Annotated in this window: 15 protein-coding genes; 9 read left to right on the plus strand and 6 right to left on the minus strand. The window is 36.5% G+C overall.

The window, feature by feature from the left end; all coding sequences use genetic code 11:
• Positions 1 to 119 precede the first annotated feature (119 nt).
• The 8 genes from ACFSQS_RS00410 (at position 120) to ACFSQS_RS00445 (ending at position 8046) form a co-directional block, all read left to right on the plus strand.
• Entirely contained in the window at positions 120 to 1517 is a 1398-nt protein-coding gene (locus ACFSQS_RS00410) for an anthranilate synthase component I family protein (RefSeq protein ID WP_388012371.1), read from the plus strand.
• Positions 1518 to 1600: 83 nt separating this feature from the next.
• Positions 1601 to 2164, plus strand: a complete 564-nt coding sequence (locus ACFSQS_RS00415) for an anthranilate synthase component II (RefSeq protein WP_153268239.1) — start codon at positions 1601 to 1603, stop codon at positions 2162 to 2164.
• 93 nt (positions 2165 to 2257) lie between these two features.
• Complete coding sequence (trpD, locus tag ACFSQS_RS00420; RefSeq protein ID WP_388012375.1) at positions 2258 to 3250, plus strand: anthranilate phosphoribosyltransferase; 993 nt, start codon at positions 2258 to 2260, stop codon at positions 3248 to 3250.
• Positions 3251 to 3316: 66 nt separating this feature from the next.
• A complete protein-coding gene (trpC, locus tag ACFSQS_RS00425; protein WP_388012378.1) occupies positions 3317 to 4099 on the plus strand; it encodes an indole-3-glycerol phosphate synthase TrpC in 783 nt (260 codons plus the stop codon).
• Positions 4100 to 4210: 111 nt separating this feature from the next.
• Complete coding sequence (locus ACFSQS_RS00430; protein WP_388012381.1) at positions 4211 to 4894, plus strand: phosphoribosylanthranilate isomerase; 684 nt, start codon at positions 4211 to 4213, stop codon at positions 4892 to 4894.
• 245 nt (positions 4895 to 5139) lie between these two features.
• Complete coding sequence (trpB, locus tag ACFSQS_RS00435; protein ID WP_153268235.1) at positions 5140 to 6321, plus strand: tryptophan synthase subunit beta; 1182 nt, start codon at positions 5140 to 5142, stop codon at positions 6319 to 6321.
• 505 nt (positions 6322 to 6826) lie between these two features.
• Positions 6827 to 7591, plus strand: coding sequence for a tryptophan synthase subunit alpha (gene trpA, locus ACFSQS_RS00440; protein WP_388012385.1), 765 nt, complete (start codon positions 6827 to 6829; stop codon positions 7589 to 7591).
• The gene (locus ACFSQS_RS00445) at positions 7591 to 8046 is read left to right on the plus strand and encodes a tRNA (cytidine(34)-2'-O)-methyltransferase (RefSeq protein ID WP_388012388.1); all 456 of its coding nucleotides are present in this window, start codon (positions 7591 to 7593) and stop codon (positions 8044 to 8046) included. The genes trpA and ACFSQS_RS00445 overlap by 1 nt, the downstream gene beginning before the upstream one ends.
• 4 nt (positions 8047 to 8050) lie before the next feature.
• On the opposite strand, the gene pyrF is transcribed toward ACFSQS_RS00445, so the two are convergent.
• The 4 genes from pyrF to prfA form a co-directional block, all read right to left on the minus strand.
• Positions 8051 to 8881 (minus strand): orotidine-5'-phosphate decarboxylase, encoded by an 831-nt coding sequence (pyrF, locus tag ACFSQS_RS00450; RefSeq protein WP_388012391.1) that lies wholly within the window; start codon positions 8879 to 8881, stop codon positions 8051 to 8053.
• Positions 8878 to 9273, minus strand: a complete 396-nt coding sequence (locus ACFSQS_RS00455) for a hypothetical protein (protein ID WP_388012394.1) — start codon at positions 9271 to 9273, stop codon at positions 8878 to 8880. Before ACFSQS_RS00455 ends, pyrF begins: the two co-directional genes overlap by 4 nt.
• Positions 9264 to 9482, minus strand: a complete 219-nt coding sequence (locus tag ACFSQS_RS00460; protein WP_388012397.1) for a hypothetical protein — start codon at positions 9480 to 9482, stop codon at positions 9264 to 9266. Before ACFSQS_RS00460 ends, ACFSQS_RS00455 begins: the two co-directional genes overlap by 10 nt.
• A 74-nt stretch (positions 9483 to 9556) precedes the next feature.
• Complete coding sequence (gene prfA / locus ACFSQS_RS00465) at positions 9557 to 10633, minus strand: peptide chain release factor 1 (protein WP_388012400.1); 1077 nt, start codon at positions 10631 to 10633, stop codon at positions 9557 to 9559.
• A gap of 404 nt (positions 10634 to 11037) precedes the next feature.
• On the opposite strand from prfA, the gene ACFSQS_RS00470 reads away from it, so the two are divergent.
• Complete coding sequence (locus tag ACFSQS_RS00470) at positions 11038 to 11697, plus strand: ATP-binding cassette domain-containing protein (protein WP_388012403.1); 660 nt, start codon at positions 11038 to 11040, stop codon at positions 11695 to 11697.
• 148 nt (positions 11698 to 11845) lie between these two features.
• On the opposite strand, the gene ACFSQS_RS00475 is transcribed toward ACFSQS_RS00470, so the two are convergent.
• Both ACFSQS_RS00475 and ACFSQS_RS00480 read right to left on the minus strand, forming a co-directional pair.
• The gene (locus tag ACFSQS_RS00475; protein WP_388012406.1) at positions 11846 to 14398 is read right to left on the minus strand and encodes an adenosylcobalamin-dependent ribonucleoside-diphosphate reductase; all 2553 of its coding nucleotides are present in this window, start codon (positions 14396 to 14398) and stop codon (positions 11846 to 11848) included.
• Between the two features lie 198 nt (positions 14399 to 14596).
• Positions 14597 to 15568: a DUF3078 domain-containing protein gene (locus tag ACFSQS_RS00480; protein WP_388012409.1), complete on the minus strand. Its 972-nt coding sequence runs from the start codon at positions 15566 to 15568 to the stop codon at positions 14597 to 14599.
• Positions 15569 to 15582: the final 14 nt, after the last annotated feature.

A 15582-nucleotide genomic window follows, 5' to 3' on the forward strand; every position in this document is an offset into this window, starting at 1 on the left:
CTTGGTGGTGGAGCCTTACAAACTTACGTTCGTGAAGTAAACCCTTAGTATATTTAAAATTTAAAAATATCAAAAAAAAAGGCTTGTCATTCACGACAAGCCTTTTTTTAATTAAAAATATGTATCAACTCACCACACACTACAAAAAAATTCTTGCAGACACCATTACGCCTGTAAGTATTTATCTAAAAATAAGGGATAAATATCCCAACAGTATTTTGTTGGAAAGTAGCGATTATCATGCCAACGACAACAGTTTCTCGTATATCTGCTTTAACCCTATAGCCTCTATTAAGGTAGAAAATGAGACGATTTCGCAAACATTCCCCGATGGTAGCTCGGTTTCAAAAAATATCGATGAAACGACAAATGTATCCGAAGAAATCCATCAATTCACAAAACGATTTAAAGCAGATTCAGATAAAAATTTCAAGTTTATAAATAATGGGATTTTTGGTTACATCGCTTATGATGCGGTTAGGTATTTTGAAGATGTAGAAATTTCAAAAAAAGTAAAGTCATTAAACATTCCAGATGTTTATTACGCAGTTTATCAAAATATTATTGCTATAAATCACTTTAAAAACGAAGCTTATATTTTTGCACATTGTTTTAATAGTGAAAGTAATATTGATGCTATTCTTCATTTAATAAAAGCCAAAAATTTTGCGTCTTATAATTTTGCGTCCAACGGAGAAATAACATCCAATTTAACAGATACCGAATATAAAAACCATGTGGAATTAGCCAAAAAACATTGTGCCCGAGGTGATGTGTTTCAATTGGTTCTTTCAAAAAGCTTCACTCAAGCCTTTAAAGGCGACGAGTTTAATGTATATCGTGCTTTACGCAGCATAAACCCCTCGCCTTATCTGTTTTATTTCGATTACGGCAACTTTAAAATATTTGGTAGCTCGCCCGAAGCCCAACTTATTGTAAGTGACGGCAAAGCCGAAATACATCCCATTGCGGGCACCTTTAAACGCACAGGAAACGATTTAAAAGATGCCGAATTAGCCAAGCAATTGGCCAAAGACGATAAAGAAAATGCCGAACACGTTATGCTAGTAGATTTAGCAAGAAACGACTTAAGCCGGAACGGAAGTCAAGTCACCGTAGACACTTACCGCGAAGTTCAGTTTTTTTCGCACGTGATCCATTTGGTAAGTAAGGTTACAGGGCAAAAACATAAAGACACCTCAACCATGCAGGTTGTTGCAGATACCTTTCCTGCAGGTACGTTAAGCGGAGCGCCAAAACATCGTGCCATGCAACTTATTGAGCAATACGAAAAAACAAGTCGAGGTTTTTATGGCGGTGCTATTGGTTTCATGGATTTTAACGGCAATTTTAATCACGCCATAATGATTCGAACCTTTTTAAGTAAAAACCACCATCTGCATTGGCAGGCCGGTGCGGGAGTAGTCTCTAAATCGAATCCAGAAAACGAATTACAAGAAGTATATAATAAACTAGGCGCGCTAACGCATGCTATTAAATTGGCTGAAGACATATAGAGTTAGAAAGTTGAAGCTGTTTTTGAAATAAAAGAATGATTTAAAAAGATTTCCGCATTCGCGGAAACAAAAAATAAAACTTTATGAGAGTATTAGTAATAGATAATTACGATAGTTTTACATACAATCTTGTTCATTACTTAGAAGATTTAAATTGTGATGTTACCGTAATTAGAAACGACAAATTAACCCTAGAAGAGGTTGAACCTTTTCACAAAATACTGCTATCACCAGGTCCAGGCATTCCAGACGAGGCTGGTTTACTAAAACCGATTATAGAAAAATACGCCCCAACTAAAAGCATCTTGGGCGTGTGTTTAGGGCAACAAGCCATTGCCGAAGTATTTGGAGGTGCGCTTATTAATTTAGACGATGTATATCACGGTGTTTCCACAAAAACAACCATTACTGTAGATGATGAATCTCTATTCGATGGTTTAGAGAAAAATATAGAAGTTGGCCGTTACCACTCATGGGTGGTCCACCCCAACTTACCAGATAGTTTAGAAGCCACTTCTTTTGATGAAAACGGACAAATCATGTCGTTAAGACACAGAATATTCGATGTAAAAGGCGTGCAATACCATCCAGAATCGGTATTGACGCCAAACGGAAAACAAATGCTTAAAAACTGGATAGACAATTAATTTTTATTCCCATTAAGATGGGAATCTATTACAAATTGAATCTAAAAATATTAAGATTCCCTCCTTCGAGGCAATGAAAATATAGTTTTATTTATGAAACAACTACTAAATAGATTAATAAACCACGAAAACATCTCTAGCGAAGAAGCTAAACAAGTTTTGGTAAACATATCTAACGGTTTGTATAACCAAAGCCAAATCGCTTCATTTCTTACTGTTTTCATGATGCGAAGTATCACACTTGAAGAGCTTCAAGGTTTTAGAGCGGCCCTTTTAGAATTATGTATTCCAATAAATTTAAACGATTTTAACACCATCGATTTATGCGGTACAGGTGGCGATGGCAAAGACACCTTTAACATCTCAACACTATCTTCTTTTGTAGCTGCGGGAGCAGGTATTAAAGTAGCAAAACACGGCAATTATGGTGTGTCTTCTGCTTGCGGCTCATCAAACGTTATGGAACATTTGGGCATTAAATTCTCTAGCGACGAAGATTTCTTAAAACAGACTATCGATAAAGCAGGTATTTGCGTTTTGCATGCGCCTTTATTTCATCCAGCCATGAAAAACGTAGCGCCAATACGTCGTGAATTAGGGGTAAAAACATTTTTTAATATGTTGGGCCCTATGGTAAATCCGTCGTTTCCTAAAAACCAAGTAGTCGGTGTTTTTAATTTGGAGTTACAACGTTTATATGGCTATTTATACCAGCAAACAGATAAAAACTACAGCATTGTACACGCTCTAGATGGCTATGATGAAATATCGCTCACCGGAAAAACCAAAGTGATCTCTAACCAATCGGAAACCTTATTTGCACCGGAAGAGTTAGGTGTAGCAACCATACAAGAAGACGCTATATTTGGAGGAAACACCATTGATGATGCTGCAAAAATATTTATAAACATAATTAGCGGCAAAGGCACTGAAGCACAAAACAATGTTGTTTTTGCCAATGCCGGTTTAGCGATCGCCACCACAAAACAAATAAGTCATAAAGAAGGGTTCGAGCTGGCAAAAGAATCGCTGCTTTCTGGAAAAGCAAAAAACAGTTTAGATAAACTCATAGCGTTAAGCCGTTAAACGTTTTGGTTGTCAAAAAACAGTCATTTTAGATTGTTGATGACTAAAAATTAAATACTAAAACCCATGAATATATTAGATAAAATAGTAATCGATAAGCGCAAAGAAGTGGATTTAAAAAAACAATTAATCCCTATCGAGGTATTTGAAAACACACCTTTTTTTAATCATAAAACCATTTCATTATCAAAAAAATTAAGGTCTAGTAATACCGGTATTATTGCAGAATTTAAAAGAAAATCACCTTCAAAATCAGTAATTAACAATACGGCTAGTGTTAAAGATGTTGCTATAGGTTACGAGCTTGCCGGCGTGTGTGGGATGTCTGTTTTAACCGATGAAATCTATTTTGGAGGCACCTTAGACGATTTGATTACCGCTCGCGAACATTGCAACTTACCATTGCTGCGAAAAGAATTTATTATCGACGAGTATCAAATACTTGAAGCCAAAGCGTTTGGTGCAGATGCCATTCTTTTAATCGCTGCCATTTTAACTAGGGCTGAAATAAAACAATTTTCAGAATTAGCAAAAAGCTTAAAACTCGATGTGCTTTTAGAAGTGCATAACGAAGCAGAATTACAAAAATCCATCATGCCAAGTTTAGATCTGTTGGGCGTAAACAACAGAAATTTAAAAACGTTTGAGGTGAGTCTAGAAACAAGCAAAAGCTTAAGCAAACTTATTCCAGACGATTTTGTAAAAGTATCAGAGAGCGGGATTAGCAGTATTGAAGCTATAAAAGAATTAAAGCCCTACGGCTATCAAGGTTTTTTAATCGGTGAAAATTTTATGAAAACAGATAACCCTGGAGCGAGCGCAACAGAATTTATTAAAAGCCTCCTCTAACTCCTCCAAAGGTGGTAAACTTTTACTCTGATGAATAAAAAGAAACAACATATAACGCAATCAATTCCCGCTTCTTTGGAGAGGGCTAGGGTCCGGCTTAAAATTTGTGGCATGAAATACCAAGATAATATTAAACAAGTTGCGGCATTGCAACCCGATTATCTCGGTTTTATTTTTTACGAAAAATCGGCAAGGCATTTCGATAAAAATCAGATTCCAGAAATACCAAAATCCATAAAAAAAACAGGTGTTTTTGTTGATGCAGAATTAGATATTGTTTTAAAAAAAATAAAGACGCACCAGTTACAAGCCATTCAATTACATGGCAATGAATCACCAGAATATTGTAACAGCTTGAAACGCCATTACAAGGAGCAAAGCAACGACGTCATCTCATCGCAAAAACCAGATGTACACGACTTACATAAAAAGTCTCACCATGACGAAAATTTGGAAATCATCAAAGTATTCTCAATTAAAGACGAATTCAATTTTGATGTTTTAAAACCTTTTGAAGACGTTTGCGATTACTTTTTATTCGATACCAAAGGAAAATTACCAGGAGGCAACGGTTACACCTTCAATTGGAATGTTTTAAACAATTACCCATCCACAAAACCCTATTTTTTAAGCGGTGGTATAGGATTGGAAGAAATTGAAAATCTAAAGACCTTTCGGCAAAGCAAAGCCTCAAAATATTGTTACGCTATCGATATAAACAGTAAATTTGAAATAGAACCAGGATTAAAAGATATTGAGAAATTAAGCGCATTTAAAAACAACAAACAAGTTTAGATTTTAGAAAAGTAAAAGAACTCATAAATAAAAAATAAATTTAACAAAAAAATCAATACCCAAGTTTCGACACCGTCGGAATCATCAATCTGAAGGAATAGTGAGCAAAGGAATGAAGATGCAAAGCGAAGCTTTAAGCACGAATTTCCGAGAGCGAATGTTCCGCAGGAATTCCCTCAGATTGATATGATTTTTTGGTTCTTTTTGCATCAAGGCAAAATGAACATAAATAAAAAATAAAAAAAATGAATTATAACGTAAACGAAAAAGGCTATTACGGCGAATTTGGAGGTGCATACATACCAGAAATGCTGTACCCAAACGTAGAAGAATTACGCCAAAACTATCTAAAAATCATGGCCGAACCAGATTTTAAGGCAGAGTTCGATAAACTTCTAAAAGACTATGTGGGCAGGCCTTCACCGCTCTATTTTGCAAAACGTCTTTCAGAAAAATACAACACCAAGATTTATTTAAAACGTGAAGATTTAAACCATACAGGGGCGCACAAAATAAATAACACCATTGGTCAAATCCTTATGGCAAAACGTTTGGGTAAAACCCGAATTATTGCCGAAACCGGCGCTGGACAACACGGTGTGGCAACGGCTACGGTCTGTGCCTTAATGGGTCTTGAATGCATTGTTTATATGGGTGAAATCGATATTGCACGACAAGCGCCAAACGTGGCTAGAATGAAAATGTTAGGCGCAAAAGTAGTGCCTGCCATGTCTGGAAGTCGCACCTTAAAAGACGCCACTAACGAAGCCATTCGCGATTGGATAAACAACCCTGTAAACACGCATTACATTATTGGCTCAGCCATTGGTCCGCACCCTTATCCAGATATGGTAACGCGCTTTCAAGCGGTAATCTCAGAAGAAATTAAATGGCAATTAAACGCACACGAAGGTCGAGAAAACCCAGATTATGTTGTGGCCTGTATTGGCGGTGGCAGTAACGCTGCTGGTACCTTTTACCACTATTTACACGAAAAAGACGTGAATATTATCGCTGTGGAGGCCGCAGGTTTAGGTGTCGATTCTGGCGAAAGTGCAGCCACATCGGTTTTAGGCAAAGAAGGCATTATTCACGGTTGTAAAACCTTACTGATGCAGACTAACGACGGACAAATAACCGAGCCTTATTCCATTTCGGCAGGATTAGATTATCCTGGAGTTGGTCCCATGCATGCCCATTTATGCCAAACTGGACGTGCCGAATTTATAGCTATTACAGACGATGATGCCATGACGGCTGGTCTGGATTTATGCAAACTAGAAGGCATTATCCCAGCTATTGAAAGTTCGCACGCTTTGGCTATTTTCGAGCATAAAACCTTTAAACCAGACGATATTGTAGTGGTGAGTTTATCGGGTCGCGGCGATAAAGATTTAGAGAATTATATTGAGTATTTTAACATATAAATTATTGGCGTTACCGCAAGGGTCGGGCTTTTCATTGCAATTCCTCGCTCGTACCTCGCTGTGGGATTTTCATTGCAATCCCTAACGCAAAACCAGAACTAATGAATTAAGAATTAAGAATTAAGAAAACTATAAATTTAGAATTAGAAGAAAATTAACAAAAAGGAAAGTCCTTTTTTCCGACATGGTCGGAATCATCAATATGCAGAAATAATGAGCGAAAAACGCAACTGCGAAGCGCAGCTTCAAGCATGGCGTTTTTAAAGCGAATGTTCCACAGGAATTTCCTCAGATTGATATGATTTTTTTGGTTCGTTTTTTCATCAAGGAAAAAATGAATAGAGAAAAATATAATAATATCTTGAATCAAGTTCAAGATGACAAAACAAATTATTAATGTTACTCATGCGTTAGGGATTGAACGGCATGTTTGAGCTCCCCGACGCAGGAGGGAGCGAGTAGTGAAAGCCCGACCCTTGCGGTAACGCCCAAAATAAAAATAAAAATGAATCGCATTAAAAAGAAGCTACAAGAAGATAAAAAGTTATTATCCATATACTTTACAGCAGGATATCCAAACACCAACGACACGGTTCCCATTATCCAGAATTTGGAGAAAAACGGCGTTGACATGATAGAAATAGGCTTGCCTTTTAGCGACCCGTTGGCCGATGGCCCCACTATTCAAGCCAGCTCTACACAGGCTTTAAAAGACGGTATGACCAGTGAGCTGCTTTTTAATCAATTAAAAGACATTCGAAAAACGGTGAGTATCCCTTTAATCATTATGGGGTATTTTAACCCTATGCTTCAATACGGTGTGGAAGCGTTTTGTAAAAAGTGCCAAGAAACCGGAATTGATGGTTTAATAATTCCAGATTTACCTGTTGATGTTTACCATGAAAAGTATCAAGCTGTTTTCAAGAAATACGGGTTGATTAATGTATTTTTAATAACACCACAAACCACCGAAGAGCGTATAAGATATATAGATTCGGTTTCAAACGGATTTATTTATATGGTAAGCAGTGCCAGTACCACAGGCGCACAAGCTGGTTTTGGTGAAGAACAAACACAGTATTTTAAACGTATTGCTGAAATGAATTTGAAAAACCCTCAAATTATAGGTTTTGGAATAAGTAACAACGATACGTTTACACAAGCTACGCAATACGCCAAAGGAGCTATTATTGGCAGTGCTTTTGTAAAGCATGTTACCAAAGAAGGCATTGATAGTATTGATAAATTTGTTGAAACAATTTTAAACTAATGGCTTTAAATATCGTTTTAATAGAGCCCGAAATACCAAATAACACGGGTAATATTGGTAGATTGGCCTTGGCATCGGGCTCAAAATTACACTTGGTTAGACCCTTTGGCTTTAAAATTGACGATGCCAGGTTAAAACGTGCTGGTTTAGATTATTGGCAACATTTGTCGGTCACCTATTATGATAATATCGCGCAATTTTTCGAAATAAATAAAGATGAAAATTTTGCGTTCTTGTCCAGCCATGGCACTAAAAACCATTGGGATATTCCTTTTAAAGATAATATGTTCTTAATATTTGGAAAAGAATCGGTTGGTTTACCCAAATGGCTAACCGAAACGCATCCAGATAAACTGTATAAAATACCATTGTATAGTACCCATGTTAGAAGCTTAAATTTAGCAAATGCCGTGAGTGTTGTGGTTTACGAGGGGTTGAAATACATGCAGTGTTAAAAAATTAATCGATAGATAAATAACGTTTTATCTCTGTTTCCATTTCTTTTTTAAGTGCCTCTGCTTTTAGTGCGGCAGCTTGTGCAAAATCGGTTTCTTTAGAAGCGTAAATAATTCCACGAGAAGAGTTAATAAGTAATCCTACTTGAGTGTTCATACCGTATTTACAAACTTCTTTAAGACTACCGCCTTGTGCACCAACACCTGGAACCAGCAAAAAACTATCTGGAATAATCTGCCTAATATCTGCTAGAAATTCTGCTTTTGTAGCACCAACAACATACATTAAATTCTGAGAATTCTCCCAAGTTTTCGAGGTTTCTAAAACCTGTTTGTACAACTCCTTTCCATCAATTGATTTGGTTTGAAAATCGAACGCCCCTTGATTTGAGGTTAAAGCTAAAAGAATGGTATGTTTGTCCTTAAAAGCTAAAAAGGGTTCCACAGAATCTTTACCCATATAAGGCGCAACCGTAACAGAATCGAAGGCTAAATCCTCTAAAAAAGCTTTGGCGTACATGGTGCTTGTGTTTCCGATATCGCCGCGTTTGGCATCGGCAATGGTAAAAATTTCGGGGTGTTTTTCGTTTAAATAACGAATGGTCTTCTCTAAAGATTTCCAGCCTTTTAAACCGTATGCTTCATAAAAAGCGGTGTTGGGTTTATAAGCTACACATAAATGATGTGTTGCATCGATAATGGCTTTATTAAATGCAAATATGGGATCGTCTTCTTTTAAAAGATGCGGCGGGATTTTATTTAAATCGACATCCAATCCAATACAAAGAAAGGATTGCTTTTTTTTGATTTGCTGAACGAGTTGATTTGTTGTCATTTAAAAAAGTATAATATTGTATACTTACTTGTATTCAATTCCTTTTCGAAGTAAGCCATAAAAGTTTGTAAATATTCGTTATCTTTTTCTATTCCATCTTCATCAATTTCTGGAAACAGAGAAATAAATTTATCATCTTGATAACTTCCAATAAGTGCGTCTTTTTTTTCATTTAGAATTTTCTCTACCGTTCTGAACTCCTTTTTATTGCGAAGTAATTTCGATACCCAAATAAAATCATCAATAATTTCGGTTTTATTTTCGTGATATGAAAATTCTTTTGAAACGGTAAACTTAATTAAACCTATCCTGAAATCACACCCTTTTCCAGAAGGAATAAGAGATATTTTAAGTTTTTTAACATCAGATATTTCAACAGAAGCTATAAACACATCTTCATTCCAAGTATACCTTTTAAATTTTTAACATGCTTTAAATATCTGTCTTCTAGCTTCGATATTTCTTCTAAACAGTCTTCACGACTTGGACCTTCAATGAATGTTTTTTTTAGTTCTTGTCTGAAACCTAACTCCTCTTGATTATGTTGAGTTTTAAAACCAAAAGATGAAATTAAAATTATAAAAATTAAATATTTTTTCATTTTTTAGATTCTTGCCTACGCAGGAATGACAAACTAAAAATTTGTGTCCGATAACTCTCGGGATTGTTACGATTCTAAATCACATCATCATTAGCCTTCAATTTTTCTGTATTTTCGGCTAACATGAGTTCGTCTATTATTTTTTGAATATCGCCATTCATAATATTGCTTAAATCGTAAAGTGTTAAACCAATTCTGTGGTCGGTAACACGCCCCTGTGAATAATTATAGGTTCTGATTTTGGCCGATCTATCGCCCGAAGACACCATGCTTCCTCGCTTCTCTGCATCTTCAGCATTCTTTTTTGCCAACTCCATTTCGTATAAACGCGAACGCAACACTTTAAATGCTTTCTCCTTGTTTTTATGCTGCGATTTTTGGTCTTGGCATTGGGCCACCAATCCTGTAGGTTCGTGCGTTAAACGTACCGCAGAATAGGTTGTGTTTACCGATTGCCCACCTGGACCGGACGAACAGAAAAAATCGATGCGCACATCTTTTGGATCAATCTCCACATCAAACTCCTCGGCCTCAGGAAACACCATTACGGTAGCGGCACTGGTATGCACGCGCCCTTGGGTTTCGGTTTGTGGTACACGTTGTACACGGTGTACGCCGGCTTCAAACTTTAACGTGCCGTAAACATCATCGCCAGAAACCTCAAACTGGATTTCCTTAAAACCACCGTTGGTGCCTTCGCTAAAATCTACGGTATCAACTCGCCAACCTTTACTTTCGCAATATTTGTTGTACATTCTAAACAAATCGCCCGCAAAAATACTGGCTTCGTCACCACCCGTTCCTGCGCGTAATTCTACTACCGCATTTTTAGCGTCTTCGGGGTCTTTGGGTATTAAAAGGACTTTAATTTCTTCTTCTAACCTCGCGATACCTTCCTTGGCTTCGTCGTATTGCATTTTGGCCATTTCGACCATTTCTGCATCGCTTCCATCAGAAATAATCTCTTCAGCTTCAGCTAAATTATTGGTAAATTCTATATACTGCTCGCGCTTATCCATAAGAATCCGCAAGTCTTTGTACTCTCTATTTAGCTCGACATAACGCTTTTGGTCGGTAATAATATCGGGTTGGATAATTAAATCGCTAACCTCATCAAAACGTTGTTTTACTATTTGTAATTTCTCTAACATCTGCCTATTTTATTGATGCCAAAAATACGATAATTTATGAATTTTTAGTATTATCCAACGGTTCATATAACTTAATTATTAGAATATTTTTTTGCTATGTGCGTTATTTAAGTACTTATGCAGCAATTATTTTCCATATTTGTTTTTTATAAACGCTTCATGTTACTATCGTTTATACTAAATCCACTACTACTTTGGTGGTGCAAAAGCGACATACTTTTAGTTTTGATTATAAAGTTAATTTTAGTGTTCTTTTTATGGTATCTTATTAAAGAAACAACTTCAAAAAGAATGCTTGTCTTTTATAAAAATTTAGGCATTTCTACATTAAAACTCTTTGCTTTTTTATACCTTATTGACTTGTTTTTTAGTATCCCGTTTCTTTTAATTTTTAAAGAGTTTTTATGATTTTGGAAATAGATAATGTTGAACTTTATTTTAAAGAAAAGCGTATTCTAAATGGTATTTATTTAAAAGCTGAAACTGGGAAAACCACTGGGATTTTAGGAAGCAACGGATGCGGAAAAAGTTGTTTGCTAAACATCATTTTCGGGAACTTAAAACCAAAATACAAGCTTATAAGAATAAATAACAAGCCTATTTTAAAACCGCTTTACCGAACAAAAACAGTTGCTTATTTGCCTCAGCATCATTTTATTCCCAATAGAATAAAAGTTAAAACCGCCTTTAAACTTTTCAAAGTGTCTTGGGAAAAATTTATTACAAATTTCGAATCGTTTTCAATTTTCAAAAACACGAATTTCAACAAATTATCGGGTGGAGAACGTCGGGTAATTGAAACCTATGTCATTCTTAAAAGTGATAGAAAAATTGTTTTATTAGACGAACCTTTTTCACATTTGGCACCTTTGCATATTGATAAAGTAAAAGCGTTAATTTCTGATGAAAAACAACATAAAACGATTATAATCACAGACCATATGTATCGGCATATTATTGATGTTTCAGATGATATTTATCTCATTAAAGGCGGCCATACAAAACTTATTAATAATATAACAGAGCTTGAAGATTATAAATATTTAAGTTTAGGCGCTTTATAATAAAAAAGGTTATCTAAAAAGTAATCCCAAATGTCACATTGAGCGCAGTCGAAAACATTATGCTTTAGCATTTCGACTGCAACCAATATGACAAAAAAATGGTTTTTTTATACTTTTAGAAAACCTTTTTATAGTTAAAATGTAACGGCTATCCACATTTAGAAGAGCCGCAATCTTTACAGGTTAAGCAGCCTTCTTGGTAAATTAAGTTTTGCGATTTACAGTTATCGCACTTTTGCCCTTTGGCCTGTGTACCATCTTCAACATAGCGCTTTAACGCACGAACCACACCGTTTTTCCAGGTGTTAATGGATTCGCTGTCTAATTGTAAACTATTAATTAAGTCGACAATTTTATCGATGGGCATACCGTGGCGCAGTGTGCTGGAAATCAGTTTCGCATAGTTCCAAAACTCTGGGTTGAATTTATGCGATAAGCCTTCAATAGTAGTTTTATAGCCTCTTTTGTTTTTGTACTGAAAATCGTAACGCGACGTGCCATCTTCATTTCTGTTTTTAATAATCAAACCTTGGTTAACCCAACGCGGTATTAATATGCCATCTTCGTCATCAACAAGACCGGTAAATACTTCGTAAGGTTTATCGTCTATCAAACCAATAAAAGCAATCCATTTTTCTTTGTTATTTTGAAAACGAACCACATCGGCCTCTAAAATTTGAGGGCGTTTTGTTGGGAAAGCGGTTAGCTTATCGTCGGTTTCTTCTTTCTTTTCTTCGTTAGAAATTAAAACACCTGAGCGCGATCCGTCTCTGTAAACGGTAACGCCTTTACAGCCTGCTTCCCAGGCTTTTAGGTATAAATCGCCTACCAAATCTTCGCTTACATCGTTTGGTAAATTAATGGTTACGCTAATGGAGTGGTCCACCCATTTTTGTATGGCGCCTTGCATGCTCACTTTGCTCAACCAATCCACATCGTTTGATGTGGCTTTATAGTAAGGTGATTTTTTAACAAGTTCATCTATTTCACTTTGTGAAAAGTTTTTAGATGTATCTATATTGTTCACTTCCATCCATTGCTTAAAACGATGGTGGAATACCACGTATTCTTCCCAGGAATCGCCAACCTCATCAACAAAATCTACACGTACATCTTTATCGTTCGGGTTTACTTTTCTTCTGCGTTTGTAAACGGGCATAAAAACGGGCTCGATACCCGAGGTGGTTTGTGTCATTAAACTCGTGGTGCCTGTTGGCGCAATGGTTAATAACGCAATATTTCGTCTGCCATATTCCAGCATTTCATAATATAATTTGCTGTCGGCTTCTTTTAGGCGTTGGATAAACGGATTGTCTTTTTCGCGATTGGCATCAAAAATTGAAAATGCACCACGTTCTTTGGCTAAGTGTACCGATGCTCGGTAAGCCTCGATAGCAATGGTTTTATGTACTTCTAAAGAAAACGCGTTGCCTTTTTTGCTGCCGTATTTAATCCCTAAAGCGGCTAGCATATCGCCTTCTGCGGTTATGCCAACACCGGTTCTTCTGCCTTCTTGGGCTTTTTTCTTTATGTTAATCCATAGGTTGCGCTCGGTGGCTTTTACTTCATCTAATTCTGGGTCGTCATCAATTTTCTTTAAAATGTTATCGATTTTTTCAAGCTCTAAATCTATAATGTCGTCCATTATACGCTGTGAGAAAGCGACGTGTTTTTTAAACAATTCAAAATTAAACGAAGCCTTTTCTGTAAATGGGTTATCTACGTACGAGAACAGGTTGATGGCCAATAATCTGCACGAATCATAAGGGCATAATGGAATTTCGCCACAAGGGTTTGTTGATACGGTTTTATAGCCTAAATCGGCGTAACAATCCGGTACCGACTCATTGATTATGGTATCCCAAAATAAAATACCGGGTTCGGCAGATTTCCATGCATTGTGTACTATTTTTTTCCAAATGGCATTGGCATCAATGGTTTTTGATACTTTGGGGTTGTTGGAAAATATTGGGTATTTTTGGGTGTACTGAGTTCCGTTTTTTACGGCTTTCATAAACTCATCGTCAATTCTAACCGATACGTTTGCACCGGTAACCTTACCTTGTTCTAGTTTTGCATCAATAAAATCTTCAGAATCTGGGTGGTTAATAGAAACCGATAGCATAAGTGCTCCACGTCTGCCATCTTGTGCTACTTCTCTTGTAGAGTTTGAATAACGCTCCATGAATGGCACTATACCTGTTGATGTTAAAGCGGAATTTTTTACACCAGAGCCTTTAGGGCGAATGTGCGATAAATCGTGGCCAACACCACCACGACGTTTCATGAGCTGTACTTGCTCTTGGTCTATTTTCATGATGCCGCCATAAGAATCTGAGTCGCCAGAGTTTCCTATTACAAAGCAGTTTGAAAGCGAGGCGATTTGATAGGGGTTGCCTATGCCTGCCATGGGGCTGCCCTGTGGCACGATGTATTTAAAATCTTTAATAAGGTTGAAGATCTCGTCTTCATTCAGCGGATTGGCGTATTTGGTTTCTACCCTAGCAATTTCTTTTGCTATTCTGCGATGCATGTCGTTTGGTGTTAACTCGTAGATATTGCCTTCGGAATCTTTTAGGGCATATTTGTTAAGCCATACGCGTGCTGCCAAATCATCGTTTTTGAAGTATTTTAATGCAGCATTAAAAGCATCGTCTTGTGTATAGGTTTTTGGTGGTTTTTTGGTGAGGTTTGCTTTCATAAGTTGATTTAAGTTTTTAGTTCAGTACAGATTATTTTTTTCAGACCATAAATTAACTAAAAATTTTCAACTTAGAGCATGATAAAAATCAGGAAGTTTACAAGTAAAACAGGTTAAGTATCTGGTTTTCAGGTTGTTGATAATTTATCAACATTAAAAAGTTAACAAGTTTTTAAAATAGATTTTGTATTTTGGTTTTTAAAAATCTACGGCAAATCCAATGCCTAAAAACTGTTTCCATTGTATTTTGGCGCCCGCTTCATCGAACTCGCCTTCAATTTCAGAGGGTACCGAAGTTTTAATGTCGTCGTCGTATTTCAAATGCGAACCAAAAGTAGCTCTCATGAAACTATTTACTTTAAAATCGAAATCTACTTTCCAATCCATATCAACATTGCCAAAGTTGTTTATATAATCGGTATATAAATTTACTTGGTGCACCATGGTTATGTTTTCGGCTACTTGCATTTTGTAGCTGTTTGTTAGTAAAATACCAACTTCTTTTCTTGAGCGTTCTCCTTCTATAATTACATTTCCGTTTTCGTCTAAAACCGCAGGGGTTACACCAAAAGCACCTGCGTTTGCGAGGGCTTCGTCTAAAACAAAAGTAGCTTTTAAGGTTATTGGCGAGAAGTAAAAAGACAGCTCTTCTATATCTTTGCCGTACTCCATACCGCCACCAAAAAACAGGTATCCGGGGGCCATTAGCCTAGAGATAGGGGCGTCTGTGTTGGGGTACTTATAACCGTTGGCAAGCTGTGTTTTAAAATTTAGTCGTGCAGAATAGAACCAATTGGATTTTTCGTTTGGCTTGTAGCCAATGTTAGAATTAATTTCGAATAAATCGTCTGTTTTTCTAACTTCCTTACCTTGTTGCTTATTTATGCCGTAGCGTGAGGAGATATTGTTGTTCCAGAAAAAATATTTGTCTTTGTAGTTTGCTTCGGATCTAATACCGACCAAGCCAGATATAGAATTGCTACCACCAGCATTCCAGTTAACAAAAGCAACTTCGTTTAAATCGAAGGTTGCTTTGTTTTTTTGGGTCCACTCCGGTCTTATGTAATTAGGTTCTTTTTGTGGAGCATCAGGCTTAATAAATAACGAATCTGGTTGTGAAAATGCAAATTGCACACATAAACAAACTAAAGCTAAAAGCGATTTTTTCATGATTAGGTTGGATA

This window comes from Gelatiniphilus marinus, assembly GCF_042684345.1.
Classification (GTDB): Bacteria; Bacteroidota; Bacteroidia; order Flavobacteriales; family Flavobacteriaceae; genus Gelatiniphilus; species Gelatiniphilus marinus.

Coding starts and splice junctions, on each gene's coding strand:
- ACFSQS_RS00410 (WP_388012371.1), top strand. CDS start 120: ATGTATCAACTCACCACACACTACAAAAAAATTCTTGCAGACACCATT.
- ACFSQS_RS00415 (WP_153268239.1), top strand. CDS start 1,601: ATGAGAGTATTAGTAATAGATAATTACGATAGTTTTACATACAATCTT.
- trpD (WP_388012375.1), top strand. CDS start 2,258: ATGAAACAACTACTAAATAGATTAATAAACCACGAAAACATCTCTAGC.
- trpC (WP_388012378.1), top strand. CDS start 3,317: ATGAATATATTAGATAAAATAGTAATCGATAAGCGCAAAGAAGTGGAT.
- ACFSQS_RS00430 (WP_388012381.1), top strand. CDS start 4,211: ATGAAATACCAAGATAATATTAAACAAGTTGCGGCATTGCAACCCGAT.
- trpB (WP_153268235.1), top strand. CDS start 5,140: ATGAATTATAACGTAAACGAAAAAGGCTATTACGGCGAATTTGGAGGT.
- trpA (WP_388012385.1), top strand. CDS start 6,827: ATGAATCGCATTAAAAAGAAGCTACAAGAAGATAAAAAGTTATTATCC.
- ACFSQS_RS00445 (WP_388012388.1), top strand. CDS start 7,591: ATGGCTTTAAATATCGTTTTAATAGAGCCCGAAATACCAAATAACACG.
- pyrF (WP_388012391.1), bottom strand. CDS start 8,881: ATGACAACAAATCAACTCGTTCAGCAAATCAAAAAAAAGCAATCCTTT.
- ACFSQS_RS00460 (WP_388012397.1), bottom strand. CDS start 9,482: ATGAAAAAATATTTAATTTTTATAATTTTAATTTCATCTTTTGGTTTT.
- prfA (WP_388012400.1), bottom strand. CDS start 10,633: ATGTTAGAGAAATTACAAATAGTAAAACAACGTTTTGATGAGGTTAGC.
- ACFSQS_RS00470 (WP_388012403.1), top strand. CDS start 11,038: ATGATTTTGGAAATAGATAATGTTGAACTTTATTTTAAAGAAAAGCGT.
- ACFSQS_RS00475 (WP_388012406.1), bottom strand. CDS start 14,398: ATGAAAGCAAACCTCACCAAAAAACCACCAAAAACCTATACACAAGAC.
- ACFSQS_RS00480 (WP_388012409.1), bottom strand. CDS start 15,568: ATGAAAAAATCGCTTTTAGCTTTAGTTTGTTTATGTGTGCAATTTGCA.